The sequence below is a fragment of the Streptomyces johnsoniae genome, from assembly GCF_031845565.1.
Classification (GTDB): Bacteria; Actinomycetota; Actinomycetes; order Streptomycetales; family Streptomycetaceae; genus Streptomyces; species Streptomyces johnsoniae.
This window is the reverse complement of sequence record NZ_JAVREV010000003.1, coordinates 397337-414739: the sequence shown is the minus strand read 5'-3', so window position 1 is coordinate 414739 and position 17403 is coordinate 397337. Positions and strand designations below refer to the sequence as shown.

Annotated in this window: 17 protein-coding genes; 1 reads left to right on the top strand and 16 read right to left on the bottom strand. The window is 71.6% G+C overall.

What is annotated here, in order from left to right; translation table 11 throughout:
* Nucleotides 1-38 precede the first annotated feature (38 nt).
* Complete coding sequence (locus tag RM779_RS08025) at nucleotides 39-1421, top strand: FAD-dependent oxidoreductase (protein ID WP_311616966.1); 1383 nt, start codon at nucleotides 39-41, stop codon at nucleotides 1419-1421.
* A 72-nt stretch (nucleotides 1422-1493) separates the two neighbouring features.
* Here the strand turns inward: RM779_RS08025 and RM779_RS08020 are convergent, their stop codons facing one another.
* The 16 genes from RM779_RS08020 to RM779_RS07945 all read right to left on the bottom strand — a co-directional run bounded on the left by RM779_RS08020 (nucleotide 1494) and on the right by RM779_RS07945 (nucleotide 17251).
* The gene (locus RM779_RS08020) at nucleotides 1494-2063 is read right to left on the bottom strand and encodes a PPOX class F420-dependent oxidoreductase (protein WP_311616965.1); all 570 of its coding nucleotides are present in this window, start codon (nucleotides 2061-2063) and stop codon (nucleotides 1494-1496) included.
* 61 nt (nucleotides 2064-2124) lie between these two features.
* The gene (locus tag RM779_RS08015) at nucleotides 2125-3075 is read right to left on the bottom strand and encodes a prenyltransferase (RefSeq protein WP_311616964.1); all 951 of its coding nucleotides are present in this window, start codon (nucleotides 3073-3075) and stop codon (nucleotides 2125-2127) included.
* 13 nt (nucleotides 3076-3088) lie between these two features.
* On the bottom strand, nucleotides 3089-4618 hold the full coding sequence (locus RM779_RS08010) for a class I adenylate-forming enzyme family protein (protein ID WP_311616963.1): 1530 nt from the start codon (nucleotides 4616-4618) through the stop codon (nucleotides 3089-3091).
* Nucleotides 4615-5340 carry a 50S ribosomal protein L11 methyltransferase gene (locus RM779_RS08005; RefSeq protein WP_311616962.1) on the bottom strand — a complete coding sequence of 242 codons (726 nt, stop codon included), beginning with the start codon at nucleotides 5338-5340 and terminating at the stop codon, nucleotides 4615-4617. Before RM779_RS08005 ends, RM779_RS08010 begins: the two co-directional genes overlap by 4 nt.
* Nucleotides 5341-6843 (bottom strand): flavin-containing monooxygenase, encoded by a 1503-nt coding sequence (locus RM779_RS08000; protein ID WP_311616961.1) that lies wholly within the window; start codon nucleotides 6841-6843, stop codon nucleotides 5341-5343.
* 27 nt (nucleotides 6844-6870) lie between these two features.
* Nucleotides 6871-7329, bottom strand: coding sequence for an SRPBCC family protein (locus RM779_RS07995; protein ID WP_311616960.1), 459 nt, complete (start codon nucleotides 7327-7329; stop codon nucleotides 6871-6873).
* Between the two features lie 55 nt (nucleotides 7330-7384).
* On the bottom strand, nucleotides 7385-8170 hold the full coding sequence (locus tag RM779_RS07990) for a maleylpyruvate isomerase family mycothiol-dependent enzyme (protein ID WP_311616959.1): 786 nt from the start codon (nucleotides 8168-8170) through the stop codon (nucleotides 7385-7387).
* Complete coding sequence (locus RM779_RS07985) at nucleotides 8167-9240, bottom strand: PEP-utilizing enzyme (RefSeq protein WP_311616958.1); 1074 nt, start codon at nucleotides 9238-9240, stop codon at nucleotides 8167-8169. The genes RM779_RS07990 and RM779_RS07985 overlap by 4 nt, the downstream gene beginning before the upstream one ends.
* Nucleotides 9237-9863, bottom strand: a complete 627-nt coding sequence (locus RM779_RS07980) for a hypothetical protein (RefSeq protein WP_311616957.1) — start codon at nucleotides 9861-9863, stop codon at nucleotides 9237-9239. Before RM779_RS07980 ends, RM779_RS07985 begins: the two co-directional genes overlap by 4 nt.
* A 14-nt stretch (nucleotides 9864-9877) precedes the next feature.
* Nucleotides 9878-10153 carry an acyl carrier protein gene (locus RM779_RS07975; RefSeq protein WP_311616956.1) on the bottom strand — a complete coding sequence of 92 codons (276 nt, stop codon included), beginning with the start codon at nucleotides 10151-10153 and terminating at the stop codon, nucleotides 9878-9880.
* Entirely contained in the window at nucleotides 10140-11648 is a 1509-nt protein-coding gene (locus RM779_RS07970) for a PEP-utilizing enzyme (RefSeq protein ID WP_311616955.1), read from the bottom strand. Before RM779_RS07970 ends, RM779_RS07975 begins: the two co-directional genes overlap by 14 nt.
* Nucleotides 11645-12631, bottom strand: coding sequence for an SDR family oxidoreductase (locus tag RM779_RS07965; RefSeq protein ID WP_311616954.1), 987 nt, complete (start codon nucleotides 12629-12631; stop codon nucleotides 11645-11647). The genes RM779_RS07970 and RM779_RS07965 overlap by 4 nt, the downstream gene beginning before the upstream one ends.
* On the bottom strand, nucleotides 12628-13746 hold the full coding sequence (locus tag RM779_RS07960; protein WP_311616953.1) for an SDR family oxidoreductase: 1119 nt from the start codon (nucleotides 13744-13746) through the stop codon (nucleotides 12628-12630). The genes RM779_RS07965 and RM779_RS07960 overlap by 4 nt, the downstream gene beginning before the upstream one ends.
* The gene (locus RM779_RS07955; RefSeq protein ID WP_311616952.1) at nucleotides 13743-14954 is read right to left on the bottom strand and encodes an acyl-CoA dehydrogenase family protein; all 1212 of its coding nucleotides are present in this window, start codon (nucleotides 14952-14954) and stop codon (nucleotides 13743-13745) included. The genes RM779_RS07960 and RM779_RS07955 overlap by 4 nt, the downstream gene beginning before the upstream one ends.
* Before the next feature lie 5 nt (nucleotides 14955-14959).
* Nucleotides 14960-16606 (bottom strand): AMP-binding protein, encoded by a 1647-nt coding sequence (locus tag RM779_RS07950; protein ID WP_311616951.1) that lies wholly within the window; start codon nucleotides 16604-16606, stop codon nucleotides 14960-14962.
* A 114-nt stretch (nucleotides 16607-16720) separates the two neighbouring features.
* On the bottom strand, nucleotides 16721-17251 hold the full coding sequence (locus tag RM779_RS07945; RefSeq protein WP_311616950.1) for an SRPBCC family protein: 531 nt from the start codon (nucleotides 17249-17251) through the stop codon (nucleotides 16721-16723).
* Nucleotides 17252-17403: the final 152 nt, after the last annotated feature.

Genomic DNA, 17403 nt, shown 5'->3' with positions numbered 1-17403 from the left:
CCTATTCTGGACGGAGCGGAATTCATCGGGAGGTCTTCGTGTTCGAGTCAGCTGCCCGTGTGTTCGCCCGGATCAGTACGGACGAGCCGATCACGAAAACCGAGGTCCTCATGGGCCGGGCCGTCGTGCTCGGCGGGAGCATGGCCGGACTGCTGGCGGCCCGCGTGCTGTCGGACCACGCGGAGAGCGTACTCATCATCGAGCGTGACGAGTTGCCCGCCGCCGCGGCCCCGCGTTCCGGCACACCGCACGACGGCCAATTGCACACGCTGATGCACGGCGGGCGGATGCAATTGGAGCGCTTTTTTCCGGGATTCGCCGAGCAGGCACAGGCGGAGGGCGCCATCCTCTCCTCGCCGTTCAACATCAGGGCGTACGCCGACGGGACGCCGAAGGTGAGCGACGGGCAGATGGGGCTGATATCGAGCAGCAGACCGTTCCTCGAGTCCCAGGTACGCCGCCGCACCCTGGCGCTGCCGAACGTCAAGGTGCTCAACGGCCGGGCCCGCGGCCTGGTGTTCCGGGGGAACGCGGTCACCGGCGTGCGGTGCGCGGCGGGTACGGACGAGTGGACCGAGGACGCCGACTTCGTGGTGGACGCCACGGGACGGGCCAGCAAGCTCGGCGAGTGGCTGGAGTCTGGCGGCTGGGAGCGTCCCCCGATGCAGCGCATGGCCATCGGTGTCGACTACGCCACCGGCTACTTCAGCCGCCCGGAGGACGATCCGGAGCTGGCCGCGGCCATCGCCTACCGCACGCCGAGCGCGACGCCGCCCCGGGTGGCCACCGGCGCGATCAACGCCATCGAGGGCAATCGCTGGCTCGTGACGCTCGCCTCCTACGGGAAGCAGCCGCCGATCAAGGAGCTGGACGAGTTCCGCGAGCTGGCCGCCAGGGACCTGCCGCCCGTCTTCGAGCAGGCCGTGCGGAACGAGCCGGCTTCCGGCATCGTCACCTACCACCAGGCGGAGAGCCGACGGCGCGGCTACCACGTGCTGAAGCGTTTCCCGGCCCGCCTGATCAGCGTCGGCGACGCGGTCGCCTCGTTCAACCCGATCTACGGGCAGGGCATGTCCTCGGCGGCGCTGCACGCCTCCGCCCTGTCGGAGTACCTGCGCGGGAAGCCCGATCTGAACGCGCCGGCCCGCGCGTTCCTCCACATGCAGCGGGTCGTCGTGGACGCGGCCTGGCAGATCTCCACCTCCGCCGACCTGGCGCGGCACGACATCGACGGGCCCTACCCGCGCGGCCACGCGTTGTCGAAGTGGCTGGTCGGGCAGATCGTCGACGCCTCGATGACCGACCAGCCAACCGCGGTGCGCTTCAACTCGGTGACGTACATGCGCAGTCACCCCCGTTCGCTGGTGACGCCCGGCACGCTGCTACGGGCGATGCGGGTGAACCGCAGGGCGGCCGCCTGAGCCGTCACGGCCGAATGCCCCCTCTCCCGCGGTGGGAGAGGGGGCATTCGGCCGTGCGGGCGGCCGAGCCGCTCACTGCTTGGGCTGTTCGGCGGGCTCCTCCGCGGCCTTCTCCTCCGCCGCCTGCCCTGCCGCCTCGGCGTCCCGGCCGGCCTCGCGTTCGAGCGCGGCGGTCGGGGTGATCTCGATGTAGGCGGCGTCCTCGTAGACGGTGGCGACGGTGCGGTCGTACACCTTCCGGCCGGCGCCGTAGGCATCGATAATGATCTTGGCGGCGGCCTCCTTCTCCTCGTCGGGCAGGATGCGGGCCGTGCAGTGGATGACCGGCCCCTTGGGCTTGCCCCTGATCGTCGAGGGCGCGAACAGCACGTTCGGGTTGTTGCGTATGCGCCGCACCTTCCACGAGTCGCAGCCGGTGCGCAGGTAGGCCCGCCCGTCCTTGAGACCGAACCACATGGCCGAGGGCACCCCCTCGCCGTTGCGCTTGTAGGTGACGAGCAAGGCGAACTTGCCCCGCATTCCCCCGAGGTGATCGGGGGCGTTCGGCGAAGCCTTGACCTTCCAGGTCACCGGGTGGCGCCACGAGTCGTACATGCGGAGAACTCGCTGTTCCCACCATTGCTTGCTGAAGATCCGCAGCATCGGCTGCTCCCTCGTGTTCCAGTGCCCCGGTGTGTACGGGGCATAAACGGCCGCAATCCGGTCAGGCGAGCAGGAAGGCCACGGCCAGGCCCACGCAGCCCAGGTCCACTCCGCTCAGCCCGATGAAACGAGCTTTTCGCCAGTCCTCCTTGCCGACACCGTAGTAGAGCTGAACGGCGTGCAGCACGACCACGGGAACGGTCGCGAGACCCAGCGCCGTATCGAATCGCGTCGTCGTGAACAGCAGGGTCAGCAGGGTGACACTGCCGAGGAAAAGCAGCACGAGAACGCCCTTGAACACGGCAGGCGGCAGGAAAACGGCCAGGGTCTGACGGGACACTTCCGCGTCGCCGCGCCGGTCGGACGCATTCCCGTAGTTCACGATCAGCAGGAACCACAGACCCACCAGGGCGCTGGTGTACCAGATTTCCGCGTTGAGCGATCCGGCCACCAGCCAGTACGGCAGCAGGGCGATGCATCCGATGATGAAGAGAATCGTGGTCTCAAGGCCGAAAGGCCGGTAACTCAGCTTCATTCCGACGGAATACTGGACCGAGCAGACCTGGGCCACCAACATGACGGCCACGGCGGCGAACGGCGACCCGCCGTCCAGGGTGAGGACCGCGACGAGTCCGGACGACACCGCGACAGCAAACATCACAATGGCGAACCTGACGGCCTCGGCCTCCGACAGTACGCCGGTCAGCAGCGGCTTCCGCGACATCGTTCTCGCGGGCCGCCCCGCGTAGTTGCGGGCGTCGCTGCCGTCGCGGTACCCGCCGAGGTCGTCGGCCGCGCCGCCCGCCCACTGCGTCGTCAGCACCATGACGAGCAGCAGGGCGAGTGCGGCGGCCGTGTCGCGCCCGACGTGGCCGTCCAGGCGCAGGAGCAGCAGGGCGAGGACCCAGCCGTAGGCGTGGTGGTAGACGCGGGCCTTGCCGAGCTGGAGGTAGGCAAGGACCTTTCCACCGCCGGGGGCCGTGGTGGTGCCGGGTGCGGCAGTTGCGGTCATGCGGCTGGCTCCCTCAGGGGGCGGTGGAAAGAGTCCGGTCGGTGATCGACCGCTTCAGCTGGTCCCGCTTGATCTTTCCTGTGATGGTCCGCGGGAACTCGCTGTCGGGGATGATGAGCGGGTCGGCCATCTTCGCCAGCGGGCGGGACGCCTTCTCCCAGTCGCGCTTCCTGAACTCGGTGCCGGGGCGCACGGACAGCACGGGCTGGAGCTGCCCGTCCACCTCGAGCACCACCATCTCCAGGAACTCGGGGAACTTCTCCAGCAGCACGTCCTCGATGCCGATGCCGCTGAGGGCGCCGGACACCTTGTCGACCTGCCGGTCGATCAGCGTGATGTTCCCGAACCGGGACTTCGCGCCCCAGTCGCCGGTGTCCCACCAGTCGTCCTTCGCGACGCCGTCGGCCGTCAGGTCGGGCCGGTTGATGTAGCCGGAGAACACGCCAGGTGTGCGCACCACGATGCGCCCGGGCGTCCCGGCGGGCACCGCCTTGCCCGACTCGTCCGAGATCCGCACCTTGCAGAACGGGAAGCGCGGCCCCGCGTGATGTCCCCGCAGCAGCTTCGAACGCCGCAGCCGGCGCAGCTTCGGCGACGTCTTCAGATGGCTGCGGATGGCGACCGGGCCCGTCTCGTTCTGCCCGTAGACCTCCACGCACACGGCGAACTTCCGGTCGGAGCCCTTCAGCAGCGCGCGGACGGTGTCCGGGTGGATGACGTCGAACCCGGCGCCGAAGAAGCGCACCGACGTGAACGCGCCGCCCGGCGAGAGGTGCTGCCAGGCGCGGAACGTGTTGGGGTGCGTCTCCAGGTACGTCGGGCGGTGCCGCTTCAGCATGCGCTCGACGTTCTCCGGGGAGTGGTCGTCCAGCAGCAGCAGCGGCGCCTTGCGCATGAGGGCGGCGTAGATACCGACGACGGTCCTGCCGTGCACCGGCGAGATGGCGAACGCGATGTGCCCGCGCAGCCGGGAGACGAAGTGGATGACCGCCTGCACCTTGGAGTTGAACTCGATGCTGCGGCTGGAGCACTCGGCGAGCTTGGGCACGCCGGTGGTGCCGGAGGTGTGCACGACGACGTAGGCGTCCTCGGAGGCGACCTCCTTGCCGCGGGAGAACCGTTCGTGCCCGGACAGTTCGGCCGCGATCTCCCGCCAGTCGAGCTGGTCGAGGTCGGGGAAGGCGTCCGCGCTCTCCGCCAGGCGGTCGTCGCTGGTGAGGATGGCCGTGACGTCGGGCACGTCCTTCACCATGGCGGCGACGGTGGGCCCGTCGAGCGTCGGACTGATGAGGATGGGCACGGCGTCGAGCGCGGTCATGGCCGCGTAGGCGACGATGGTGTCGGTCGCCGACTCCAGCCGGACGATGCACCGCTTCCCCGGCCCGAGGCCACGCGCGCGCAGCGCGGTCGCCGTGCGGGCGGCGGCGTCGGCGATGTCCGCCGGCGGGATCTTCTCGTCCCGTGCGGCGACGATGATCGGCTCGTGGTCGACGATCCACGGTGCGGCGTCACGGGGGAGCGCCAGCAGCTTGTCGAATATCAAGGGTGGCCTCTTCTCGACTCGATGGGGTGCGGGGCGGTGTCCTGGAGCGGGACGACTTCGAGCAGGTCGTAGGACACCGGGCCCTCGGGTTCTCGCACGACGGCGGATCTGACGCCGGTGAGGCGCTGGCCCTCCTTTTCTGCCAGCGCCTCCAGATCGGCGCGGGCGGCCCTGCTGCTGAGTGCGATCAGCACCCGGCCGCCGGGCGCCACATGGTTTCTCGCCTCGGCGAAGTACCGCCGGTGCGCGTCGTATCCGGGGTCGACGTACGCCAGTTCGTGAATGTGCTTGATTTCCAGGTCCTGCGGCACCCAGACGTTGTTGGAATGCCAGTAGATGACGTCGAAAAGCGGTGCCGCCGTGAGGGACGCGAAAAGGTCGCTCTGCACGCAGGTCATCGCGTCGGCGACACCGAAACGTTCGGCGTTGAGCGCGGTGTTCGTGACGGCTGCCGGGTTCAGATCGGTGGCCCAGACGGTGCGGCATCCGGCGCGGCCCGCGTTGACCGCGATGAGCCCGGTGCCGGAGCCGATTTCGAGGAAGGAACCGCCGACGGGAAATTCGAGCAGATCCAGCTGGGCCAGGCTGGAGTTGTGGTGCGCGGGCGAGAACACCCCCTTGAGGATCGTCCAGGTTTCACCGCGGATGTCGACGTCCGTCTGCTCGTGGCCGTTGGCACGGCTGGCTTCGCTTCGCCTCAGCGCCTGCGTGTAGTCATACATTTACTTCTCCGCGGAAGTGGTCGCATAGTTCTCGATGTCGAAGCGGGCCAGCTCACTCCGCAGCCGCCGGATCGACCAGGGCCAGGTGACGAAGTTGTTTCCCTCGTCATCCAGGTAGAAGCTGCGGCATCCGCCGTTGTTGTGGACGCTCGACGTGAGGCTGCGCTGCACCGCGTCGTTGAACGCGCGAAAGGGTTCACGCCGGATCTCCAGCGCGTCGATACCGCGGGCCTCGGCGGCCTTGATGGCCTCGGTGACGTAGTCGAGCTGGGCTTCCGCGAGCGCGAGCAGCGAGTGGTAGGTCACGATGTTCGGGCCGAGCAGAAGGTAGGCGTTGGGGCAGCCGGGAACAGTCGTCGCCCGGTACGCCTCCGGTCGCGCCGCGTCCCACGTCTCGGACAGCGGGCGGCCGTCGCGGCCCCTGATCCTGGCGGCGACCGGCGGGAGGCGCAGTTCGAAGCCGGAGCCGAAGACGATGACGTCGGCCTCCGTGCGGTCGCCGCCGGCCGAGACCAGCCTGCTGCCCTCCACCGCCGCGAGGGCGTGCGGGATCAGCCGCACGTTGGCGCGGGTCAGGGCGGGCAGGTAGGTGCTGGACAGCAGCAGGCGCTTGCAGCCGACGGTGAAGCCGGGCGTGAGCCGGGCGCGCAGCACCGGGTCGCGGACCTGACGCCGCAGGACCAGGCGGCCGACCGGGTTCAGCAGGCGCGCGGTGCCCGCGCGGCGCATCAGCAGCGCGAGGACGGCCAGCGCGGCGCCGCAGACGCCGCCGAACAGGCGCCGGGCGGCCGGGACCCGGCGGAACAGCCGCCGGACGGCGGCGGGTACCGGGAAGTCGGGCCGCGGCAGGACCCAGGAGGCGGTGCGCTGGAAGACGTCGAGGTGCCCCACGACCGGCTGGATCTCCGGAACGATCTGGACGGCGGAGCAGCCGGTGCCGACGACGGCGACGCGTTTCCCGGTGAGGTCGACGCCGTGGTTCCAGCGGGCCGAGTGGAACACCTCGCCGGGGAAGCCTTCCAGGCCGGGAACGGCGGGGATGCGGGGCTCGTGCAGCAGGCCGGTGGCGAAGACGACGTGCCGCGCGGCGAACCGGCCGCGGTTCGTGCGCAGCAGCCAGCGGCGGCGCTCCTGGGACCAGGCGGCCTCCGTCAGCTCGGTGCGCAGGCGCAGGGCGTCGCCGAGGCCGGACGCCGCCACGGTGTCCTCGATGTAGGCGAGCAGTTCGGCCTGGCCGGCGAAAAGCCGGCTCCAGCCGGGGTTGGGGCGGAAGGAGAACGCGTAGACGGGCGAGGGAATGTCCACCGCGCACCCCGGATAGGTGTTCTCCCGCCAGGTGCCGCCGACACGGTCGGCCTTCTCCAGCACGAGAACGTCCGTGATGCCCGCACGGCGCAGTTTGACCGCGGCGGCTATTCCGGAGAGGCCGGCCCCGATCACGACGACATGCGCCTGCCGCTCGCCGGCTTCGGCGGTGCGCGGGGCGCTCGTCGAGACCGTCATGGGTCCCCCTTCGTCATCGGTCCTTCGTCAACGCCGGTCTTTTTCCAGGGTTTCCTGGGTCAGCCGGAGCTCGCGCTCGACCGATCGCGGAAGGGTGCGCCGCAGCACGGGCTCCAGAACGGGACGCAGCACGGGGTTGAAGGTGAAGGAAATCATGCGGGTTGCCCTGATGCCACCTTCGACCGCCTCGCAGGAAAAGCTCGCCTCGAAGTGCGCCATACGGTGGTTGAGCTTGTTGAGCGGCTTCGGCGCGAGCCGGATGTCGATGCGTTCTCCCGGCGTGAGCCGCATCTGGGCGACCGCTTTGGGCTGCGGCAGCGGAAGACCCGGCATGCGGGGCTGGAACTTGAACTCGGTGAGCGTTTCCTCCCTGTTCGCCCACGCGATCGAGCCGATCTTGTCGTCGACGTCGATGTACCGCTCGACGTCCATGACGAAATTGAGAAACAAGTCGGGCGTGCACGCGATGACGCGTTCCTTTTCCACCCTCACCATGCTGACAGATTACCGCCTTTCACCGATCAGGGCCGATCAGGGCCGATCACAGATAAGCCCTTGCGTGCAGGAGGGCGAGTTCCGCGAGTTCTCCTTCCGGCCGGAGTTCCGGGGGCGGCCCGCCACGCGTGCGCCGGGTCGCGACGCGGCACCACGCGAGCAGCGGCCCGCGCAGCACGTCGGTCGCGTCCGCGTCGCCGAACGCGTGCCGGGTGCCGTCCGCGGCGGCGAGGTCGAGCCGCAGCGACCGGCCCGCGGGCCAGCGGACCCGGCCGCGGGCGAGCGCCCAGCGCAGCGTGGCCAGGCCGAGCGCGGCGACGTGATGCAGCCGCGCGGTCTCGGCCACGGGCAGGCCGAGCGCGTCGCGGACGTCGAGGCCGTGGGCCCAGTGCTCCATCAGCCGCGCGGTGGCGAACGTGCGGGCCGGCATGCCGAATCCCCAGGCGACGCGGTCCTCTGCGGCCAGGCCGGCCAGCAGTCCCCTGGTCCGGCCGGCGGCCGGGTGCCACCAGCCGGCCAGCTCGGCGGGCGTCATGCCGTCGCCGCGGCGGCAGCCGGCCGCCGTGAAGTCCTCGGCGCTCGCGTGCGGCGACACGGCCTCGGCGAACGCGCGGGGACCGCCCGTCAGGGTGTCCGCCGCGACCTCCTCGGTGTCCGCGAGGTGCGCGACCTGGTCGCGGACCGACCAGCCCGCCGCGGCGGAGGGCCGTGCCCAGTCCGCCGCGCCGAGCGAGGCGAGCAGATCGGCGAAGTCCCGCTGCTCCGCGGCGAGACCGGCCAGCTCCGCCGTCCCGCGCATCGCCGCCGCGGCCGCGTTCCCCGTTCCGGTCATGGCATCGACACCGTGCCCGCGCTGCCGTCGACGACGAGCGTGCCGCCCGAGGCGAGCCTGGCGAGCGCGTCGGCGCCCACGCCGGTGACGCAGGGCACGCCGAGTTCCCTGGCGACGATGGCGGCGTGGCACAGCATGCCGCCCTCGGCGGTGACCAGGGCCGCGGCCTCGGCCATCAGCGGTACCCAGTCCGGGTCGGTCTGCTCGGTCAGCAGCACCGTGCCCGGTTCCCACTGCGGATCGTCGACCTCCCGCACCCACAGGGCCCGGCCGGTGGCGCGGCCGGACGAGGCGGGGGTGCCGTGCACGGTCCGCCCCTCCTCGCCCGGCCCCTGCGCGCGGTGCGGCACGGCGTCCACCAGCTCACTGGTCATCGGACGGAACTGGAGCCACACCAGTCCGGTGTCGAGCACGGCGAACTCCAGGTCGGCGGGCACGCCCAGGGTCTGCTGCACCGCCAGGCACGCCGCGCCGACCGGCCGGCCCCCGGCCGCCAGCTCGCCCAGGCCCCAGCCGCCGACGCGGCCGGCCGCCGTCCACTCCTCCCAGGAGGGCGTGACGGCACCGGACACCAGGGCGTCGCCACTGCCGGCGGCCCACTCCAGGCGGCCCTTGCCCAGGCCGCGCCCCAGCCACAGCCCGCTGCGCAGCGGGGTGCGGAACGGTTGCAGCAGCACGGCCATCCCGACCCCGGGGCCGCCGCCGGCGCGGGTCCGTTCCCGGTAGGCGGCGACCCTGCCGCTGTCCGCGGAGGCGCGGACGGCGGCGATGGCGTCGGCCAGACCGTCGACGGGCACGTCGAGTTCGCTCCGGAACAGGCCGGCGTAGGACAGGGCCGCACCGTCCTCGACGGTGGCGGAACTGCGCACGGCCCAGCGGGGCGCGACGGCGGCCAGCGCCTCCAGCTCGGCCGCGTCCGGGTCCGCGCCGACGGGCACCACCCAGGTGTCGGGAACCGTCAGCCCGGCCCGCAGCAGCGCGGCGAGCCCGACGGCCTTGCCGCCGAGCGCCGCGCGCCGGTCCGTGTCCACCGCGCCGGTCAGGCGCAGCAGCCCTCCGCCGGTGCTCACCGCGCCGTCCCCGCCCGTTCCTCGTCCTCGCGCTGGATCTTCATGGAGACCAGCAGGTCGCGGTGCAGCTCCATCCAGACATCGTGGTACGAGTCGCACATGACGCCGGTGAACGCCTTCTGCTCACCGTTGCGCAGCCGGGCCAGCGCGTCGGCGAGCGCGTCCCCGTAGCGCTGGAAGCGGGAACGGACCTCCGCGAGGCGGTCGATGATGGCGACGGCCTCCTCGTGCTGGGCCTCCAGCTCCTTCAGCAGCGCCTCGTCGTAGGCGGCGTCGGTGTGGTCGTTGGGCACGCCGTCGCGCACCTGCCAGCGCGTACAGGTGTCCTTGAAGCGGCCGTTGAGCGGCACGAAGTGCTCGTAGCCGGGCCGCAGCAGGTCGCGGTCGTGGGCGGGCACGTCCTCGTCCATCAGCTCGCCGTGGCGGGCGCGCCCCTTGGGGGTGACGCGCCACAGGCCGCGGCGTTCCATGTGCGTGGCGAGCCCTTCGGTGCGCAGCGCCTCCAGCTCCCGCAGGACCTCGTCGGTGCCGCGGCCGGTGATCTCGGCGAGGGGCGCGGACTGCGCCATGCCCTTGACGACCAGGGCGTGCAGTACGTCGAAGGAAACGGTGTCGGGCAGCACGGGATCTCCCGGGGTCACGAGGTCTTGGCGGAGCGCAGCTCGTCGAGGAGCCCGACGAGGTCGCCGACGGTCTGGAGCTTGGCGGCCCTGGGGTTGTCGACGAGGGAGACGCCGAAGCGTTCCTCCAGCGCCAGCAGGATCTCCAGGGTGGCGAGCGAGTCGACCTCCAGGTCCTGGATGATGCGGTCCGTGGGACGGAGGTCGCGGTTGACGCGCTTGACCTGTGCGTAGACCTCCTCCAGGGCGGTGAGGGTCTCGGTGGGGGCGCTGGTGCTCTCAGGACTGGTCAAGGATGTTCACCTCTCCGGTACTGCCGTTGATGGACACGGCGGTGCCCGCAGGCAGCGACGCCGCGCCGGGGTATCCCACGACGCACGGGATTCCGTACTCGCGGGCGAGGATCGCGATGTGCGACAGGTCGCTGCCGCGCTCGCTGAGCACGCCTTCCGCAAAGGGCAGCAGCGGAGCGATGTCCGCGTCGGCCGAGGAGCAGACGATGATGACGGGCTCGTCCGGCAGTTCGCCGTCGGGCGTCATGGCGACGCCGACGCCGATGCCGGGGGCGACGCCCCGGTGCGTCTGGGGGGACTCGCTCAGCCAGGGGCGGATCGTTCCGTCGCCGTCGCTGAGGTCCAGGTGCTCGGGCATCGGGGTGCCGAGCGCGACGCGGCAGGCCGCGATGCGCGGCAGGGCGCGGGCGGCCAGGCCCGGGTCCGTGGCCAGGTCGGTGAACTCGCGGATCGTCAGGTACGGCCAGTGGCCGGGGTCGACGCCGAGTGAGCCGGCCAGTTCGGGGAGCAGGCGCCGGTAGATGTGCAGGGTCCGCATGGCGAGGGACTTGGAGTGCTCCCGCCCGGCCATCACCTCGCCGACGGCGACGGCGAGCGAACGGACGGTGCGGCTGCGCCAGGGGGACAGCATCCCGGCCAGGGCCTCGGACGGCTCGATCGGCGCGACGGCCGCCTGCGTACCGGAGTTGGCGGCCAGCTTGTGCCGCACGGCGTAGTCCTGCCAGGGGTCGCTCGAATCCGCGACCTCGTAGAAGGAGGAGTCCAGGAAGTCACCGGGGCCGAAGGGGTCCATGGTGGCCGCCGCGGTGTGCAGCCGGTCCCAGACCAGCTCCCGCGGGCGGGTCAGCCAGTGCGCGATCTCGTCGCCGTGGCGGGCGAGCCGGCCGTAGACGCGCTGCTGGAGCGCGCGGATGGGCACGCACCCCGAGGTGGTGAGGATGTGGACGGCCCACGCCTCCTCCAGCACGGGCTTGGCGTCGCGCAGCACGCTGAAGAGGGCGATCGGGCTGTTCGCGGTCGTCGCGGCGCGCAGCGCCCACTCCAGTTCCGCGACGCGCTCCTCCAGGGCCCGCAGGCGGGGCCCGATATCGCGCAGTTCGCGCAGCAGCCTGGTGGCGGCCGACAGCCGGCGCGTGCGCCCGGAGCGCAGCGCGGTGATCTCCGCCGGGGAGTCGATGCCCTCGAAGTAGGCGTCGGTGACGTCGTTCGCGCTCAGTCCGGGGATGCCGCGCGAGAGGTGGCAGTACGCCGCGAGATTGTGGTAGGGGCGGCAGCCGAAGTAGCCGACGAAGACGTAGTGCGAGCCCTCGGTCCAGGCGGGGCGGCCCCACAGGCGCTGTGCGAGCTTGCGCGTGCCGCGTTCCATGGGGTCGCCCACCAGCGACCACGACATCGGGGACAGCCGCTGCGGGGCGACCTCGCCGAAGTTGCCCGCCGAGTAGATGCGGAAGTACGGGTGGAGGTCGGTGTCCACCGACGCGGTCTTCTCCGTCATACCCCGATCTCCCTTTCCGCGCGGCCGAGCAGGGCACGTCCGGTCGCCGCCAGGTAGTCGGCTTCCGGCACGGGCCACGGCCCGGGAATGTCGTCGAGCACGCCCGGGTCCAGGTCGAACCAGGGCTCGGCGTAGTCGGCCAGTTCCCGCGGGGTGCCGACGCGTTCGCCGATGAAGCGCGTGAACCGGCCAAGCGGCTTGGCCTCGACGATCTTGGGAACGACGCCCCAGGGCCGGCACACCTCGGTGAACACCTCGCCGAGGGTGGGCCTGGCCGGGTCGAACCAGGTCCAGGTGCCGCGGCCGATCGGTGCGGAGAGCGCCTTCCACACGAGGTCCGCCGCGGAGGTGACGTCGGTGACCCAGCAGGGGAAGTCGCCACGGCTCGCGAGGTGCACCGGGTAGCCGGCGAGCAGGTGCGGGAACACCTTGGGCAGGCCGTGCTCGGTGTCCGGCCGGCCGCCGCGCGGGTCGGGCCCGAGCACGGGACCGAACCTGACGATGCCGATGGGCAGGTCCTGCTGCGTGTCGCGGACGTGCCGCTCGGCGCAGTACTTGCCGTACTCGTACCAGTTGCGGAAGCGCTGGCCGGTGTACAGCTCGCGGTTGGTGACGCGGCCCTGGGCGCGGCCGAGCGCGAGCAGGGAGGACACGTGCACGGCCTGCCTGAGTGCGGGCAGGCCGCGCAGGAACGTCAGCACGGACCGCATGCCCGAGCTGTGCGTCTCCAGCGCCTCGCCTGGCCCGGAGGTCCAGGACACGGAGCCGAAGCACAGCACGACGTGCGTGGTCTCCTCGCGCACCCGGGCCAGTTCCCGCGCGGGCAGGCCGAGGCGCGGCATGCGGATGTCCCCGCGGACCGCCTCGCCCGCGATGGCCCGCCCGCTGCGGGAGAGCACCCGGACCTGTGCGCCGGAGGCGGCGCACGCCTGCGCCACGGCGGCGCCCAGGTAGCCGGAGCCACCCAGTATCAACACGTTCATACGAGGAACCTCGACAATCCGCTGTCGGCGGGCGCCACGGGACGCTGCGGCGCCGGGAGGTCGAACAGCAGGCGGGCGAGCAGCTCGGTGGAGGGGGCGGGCAGCGGCCCGTCCAGCAGCTCCGCCAGGCGCCCGCGCTCCATCACGCGGTCGAGCCCGATGTAGCGCAGTCCGATGATGCTGTTGCGCCACGCCTGGCTCAGGGGGAGGAAACGTTCTGCGTTGGCCGAGACCCACAGCACCTGTTCGGCGGTGGCGGGCATCGGCCGTACCCACTTGCCGAACGACAGCGGCGACAGGGCGCGCGCCACCTCAAGCAGTCCCCGGATCGTCGGGGCCCGTTCGCCCGCGGCGACGTGGGTGACCACGGGCTCGGTCCGCGGGCCGCCGCGCAGCATGCCGGTGACGGCGTCCAGCAGGGCACCGGCCGCCATGTCGCGCGGCAGCACGTCGACCTTCGCGCCGCGCATGGCGGGCAGCAGCCTGCCCGGCAGGTCGTCCCAGCGCTCGGCCAGCAGGTACAGGGAGTTGCGCTTGAGGGTGGCCCCGGTACGGGAGTCGCCCAGCAGCGCGGCGACCCGGCTGATCAGCACGTCCGGGTCGCCCGCCCGGTGCTGCTTGGCCAGTTCGCGCTCGGCCAGCCACTTGCTCTGCTCGTAGGCGGTGCGGTGGCGGTCGGCGGCCAGCTGCTCCTCGGCGATGCGGCCGATGACGCCGCCCGCCACGAAGATGGAGGAGGCGTAGGTGTAGAGGACGCGGCGGCCCGACCTGCGCTGGAGTTCGCGCGCGACGTCGAGGCCGTTGCGGGCACCGAGCACGTTGACGGCGTACAGATCGCGCCCGCTGCCCGCCCAGTTGGTGTTGCCGGCGAGGTTGACGACGGCGTCGACGGACTCCGCGAGCTCGTCCAGGTCACGTTCGGACAGGCCCCAGGCGGGTTCGCGGACATCGCCCGTGACCCGGGCGGCGGCGAGGGCGGGGAACGCCCGGTCGAAGGGCATCAGCCCGGGCCGGTCGGGGCGCACCACCGGAACGATCCCGACTCCGCGTTCGGCGGCGGTCTCGGCGACGGCCGTGCCCAGTTGCCCGGTGATGCCGGTCAGCAGCAGCTTCATCCCAGCTCGACATTCTCGTCATAGGCGGCGAAGTCGGGGACCAGCCCGCTGGCCACCAGCTCCCACATCATTTCGTCGGAGCCACCGCCGAGACGGGCCAGCCGCGAGTCGCGCCACATGCGTGACAGCGGCGTCTCGTCGTCGAGGTAGCCAGGGCCGCCGAACATGTGCATGCACTCGCTCATGACTTCTTCGACGAACCGCGCGGCGGTGGTCTTCATCGCGGCGATCTCCCGCGTGCCGCAGGCCCCCGGGACCGCGACGCCCTGGGCGGCGGCGTACACCGAGTAGCGCAGCACCACCAGCCGGGAGGTCAGCTCGGCCAGGCGCAGCCGCAGCGCCTGGTGCTCCATCAGCGGCTTGCCGAACTGCTTGCGGCGGTGCAGGTGCGCGGTGGTCAGCCCGATGGCGCGGGCGGCGCCGCCGACCGTCTGCCCTGCGATGGAGAGCCGCTCGTGGTTGAGGCCCCAGATGGCGGCGAGGAGCCCCGCGCCAGGACGGCCGACCAGTGCCTCGCCGGGGACCTTGGCGTCGACCACCATCCAGGTCGTGTCGAGCGCCGCGGTGCCCGCCTTGCTGAGCTTCTTCTTCGGGGTGAGCCCCGACCGCGGCACGGCGACCAGGCCGAGGCGGCCCGCGACCGGCCCCTCGCCCTCGTCGATGCGGCACAGCAGGAGCGCGAAGTCGCAGACGAGCCCGAGGGACAGGTACTTCTTCTCGCCGGTGACGTGCCAGCCGCCGCCCGGCACCTTGCGGGCAACGGTGCGCACGCCGTTCAGATCGGAGCCGCCGGTGGGCTCCGAGGCCCCGAGGCAGCCGACGAGGCGCCCGTCGAGCGCGCCTTCCAGGTACTCGCGCAGCAGCGGGCCTTCGGCGTAGCGGGTGAGGATGGAGAGCACCGTCTCGCAGTGCAGGCTGAGACCGACGGACAGGCTCGCCCAGCCGAGACGCCCGCTCTCCTCGGCGATGACGACGCCGAGGCCGGGGTCGCCGTGCGGCGCGGTCTCCCAGCGTCTGCGGAACAGCCCGCTGCCGCCTAGCTCGGCCAGCGCGGCGCGCGGGAAGCGGCCCTCGGTCTCCGCGGCCCTCGCCAGCGGTTCGAAGGTCTGCGTCAGCAGGCCCGCGACCTCCTTGCGGGCCTCCTCCACACGCGCGCCGAACGGCCCGTCCGCGAACAGCCCTGGGGCCGGGGATTGGGGTGCGGCCACGAAACTCACGAGTCCTTACGCTCCTTCAGTTCGCCGGCGGCATAGGACAGCCACAGGGCCCTCCGGCGCGGCTTGCGGCTCGATGTGAGGGGGATGGCCCCCCGCTTGACGTACATGACCCGGGCGCTCGCCGCGTCGCCGGTGAACGACTTGATGACGGACAGCGCCTCGTCGAGGCGTTCGCCCAGGGGGCGTTCGGTGACGACGAGCACGGTGGGCGTGCCCGCGGTGACACCGGCGACGACGGTGGCGTGGTTGCGTGAGATGGCGCCCGAGGCGACCAGCTCAAGTTCGATGTCCTCGACGAACACGGTCTGCCCGTTGATCTTCACGCTGTCGCCGAGGCGGCCGACGACGTACAGCTCGCCGTCCAGGAGGAAGCCGGCGTCGCCGGTGTGCAGCTTCCCGTCGCCGAGCTTGGCCCGGTCCTCCGGGGTGGCGTCGACGTAGCCCTCTGCCACGGAGGGGCCCTCGACGTAGATCTCGCCCAGCACGCCCTCCGGCTGCGGCGCGCCCTCCTCGTCGAGGATGTCGACCCGCACACCGTCCATGGGACGGCCGCAGCTGACCTGCCACAGCCACGGCTCGGAAACGGGCTCGGCCCCCAGCTCCACCACGCTGCCGACGTCGAGCTTCTCCCCCAGACGCCGTTCGAGGCCGCTGGCGCGCACCAGCCGGGGCACCTGCTGGCGGCCGACGCCGGTCACGGCGAGGGTGCCCTCGGCCAGACCGTAGGCGGGCATCAGCGCGTGGATGTCGAAGCCGTGGGGCTGCAACAGGGCGACGAAGCGGGCCAGCACCGCCGGATCGATGCGCTCGGCGCCACTGACGACGGCGCGCAGGGCGGCGAAGTCCAGCCCGTCCAGGTGCTCGGGCCGGGTGCGGGCGAGGACCCGCTCGAATCCGAAGTTGGGCATGCACATGCTGGTGTACGGGTGGCGGCCGTACTCGGCCAGCCAGCCGGTGGAGTCCCGGATGAACTGCTCGGGCCGCATCAGGGCGTGCTCGACCTGAACGGTCAGTCCGCCGAGCAGCCCGCCCACCAGGCCCATGTCGTGGTACAGCGGCAGCCAGGTGACGGCGCCGTGGCCCTGGGGGTTCATCCAGCTCTGGATCATGCGGAGGTTGGCGGCCATGTTGGCCACGGATATCCGCAGGCCGCGGGGCGCGCCGCGGGAGCCCGAGGTGAACTGGAGGACGGCCAGCTCGCCGTTCGCGCGCGGCGCCGCGTCCTCCCGGTCGGCGTGCACCGGCGCCACGACGCGCGTGGCGGTGCCGAGTTCGGCGACGCTCTCGCGCACGACGTCCTGGTACCTGGGGTCGGCGACGGCGAGCTTCGGGCGGATGCGGGCGGCGATGGCCCGCAGTTGGTTCTGGTAGCCCTCCCCCGCCCGCAGTGCCTGCGGCAGCGGCAGCACCGACGGCGTGGCGCCGATCGCGAGCAGGCCGAAGAACTGGGACACGAAGTCGGGCCCGGCCGGGAGCACGAGCGGCACCACGTCCCCCGGGCGCACGCCCTCGTCGGCGAGCGCGGCACCGGCGCGCAGCGTCCGCGCCGCCAACTCCCGGTAGGTGAGCCGCTGCCAGGCGCCGTCGTCCTGGCGGAACCGCACACCCCGTTGCTCCGACGGATCGTCGAGCCAGCCGATCACACGTTCATGGTCGACCGCATTCCCCTGCGACAATTGAGCTTTCCCTTCACGCGATCGGCTAGGTACGGGAGGCCGCGCGGTGTTGTCCGCGGCCTCCCGGTGCGTATCCGTCCATCAGGAGGTGGATTCCAGCACGGCCTTGATCCGGGCGATCGACCGGCGCATGTCCCCTTCGAGCTTGCCGGACCAGTCCGAGAGAAACTGCTGTTTCTCGTCGCCGCTCAGCTTGGCCAGGATTTCACGCATGCCTTCCGTGAGGTCACTCATACGGAACGCGTGGGTCAGCACGCTCCCCCCGGCCGCCGCCTCGATCAGGAACGACCATACACTTTCCTGCGCACGCCCGGAACTGTCGCGCATCGCCCAGCTGAATACGCGGGGCGCTTCCGATGCGACGACCTCACATTGAGTGGCCCATTCTCCGCGCACCACGGGGGCCCAGGAAACCACGTCGGCCGCCCGGTGGTTGCGCGCCGTGAATACCGATCCGAGGGCCGCGGGCGTGCCCTCCGTCCACTCACCGCCCAGGCATTCCGGACTCCATTCGCCGCTCCTCGTCAGGTCGCTGACGTAGGCGAACACGGTGTCCGGGGCGGCCGGCACCCGCGTGCCGACGGAAATGTCGAAGACTGTTTCTGAGGTCATAGAGGATCACCAATCAAGCGGCGCGGATGGGAAATGAGTGAACACCCCGTCCGGAATCCGGCACGACGGAGCACACGCACGGGGGCAAACACCTTCCGTCCCGAGGACGCCGCCCACCGAGAAAGCACAACAACGCTCCGGCCTTCAGGCGC

Coding starts and splice junctions, on each gene's coding strand:
- RM779_RS08020 (WP_311616965.1), bottom strand. CDS start 2,063: ATGCTGCGGATCTTCAGCAAGCAATGGTGGGAACAGCGAGTTCTCCGC.
- RM779_RS08015 (WP_311616964.1), bottom strand. CDS start 3,075: ATGACCGCAACTGCCGCACCCGGCACCACCACGGCCCCCGGCGGTGGA.
- RM779_RS08005 (WP_311616962.1), bottom strand. CDS start 5,340: ATGTATGACTACACGCAGGCGCTGAGGCGAAGCGAAGCCAGCCGTGCC.
- RM779_RS08000 (WP_311616961.1), bottom strand. CDS start 6,843: ATGACGGTCTCGACGAGCGCCCCGCGCACCGCCGAAGCCGGCGAGCGG.
- RM779_RS07990 (WP_311616959.1), bottom strand. CDS start 8,170: ATGACCGGAACGGGGAACGCGGCCGCGGCGGCGATGCGCGGGACGGCG.
- RM779_RS07970 (WP_311616955.1), bottom strand. CDS start 11,648: ATGACGGAGAAGACCGCGTCGGTGGACACCGACCTCCACCCGTACTTC.
- RM779_RS07965 (WP_311616954.1), bottom strand. CDS start 12,631: ATGAACGTGTTGATACTGGGTGGCTCCGGCTACCTGGGCGCCGCCGTG.
- RM779_RS07960 (WP_311616953.1), bottom strand. CDS start 13,746: ATGAAGCTGCTGCTGACCGGCATCACCGGGCAACTGGGCACGGCCGTC.
- RM779_RS07945 (WP_311616950.1), bottom strand. CDS start 17,251: ATGACCTCAGAAACAGTCTTCGACATTTCCGTCGGCACGCGGGTGCCG.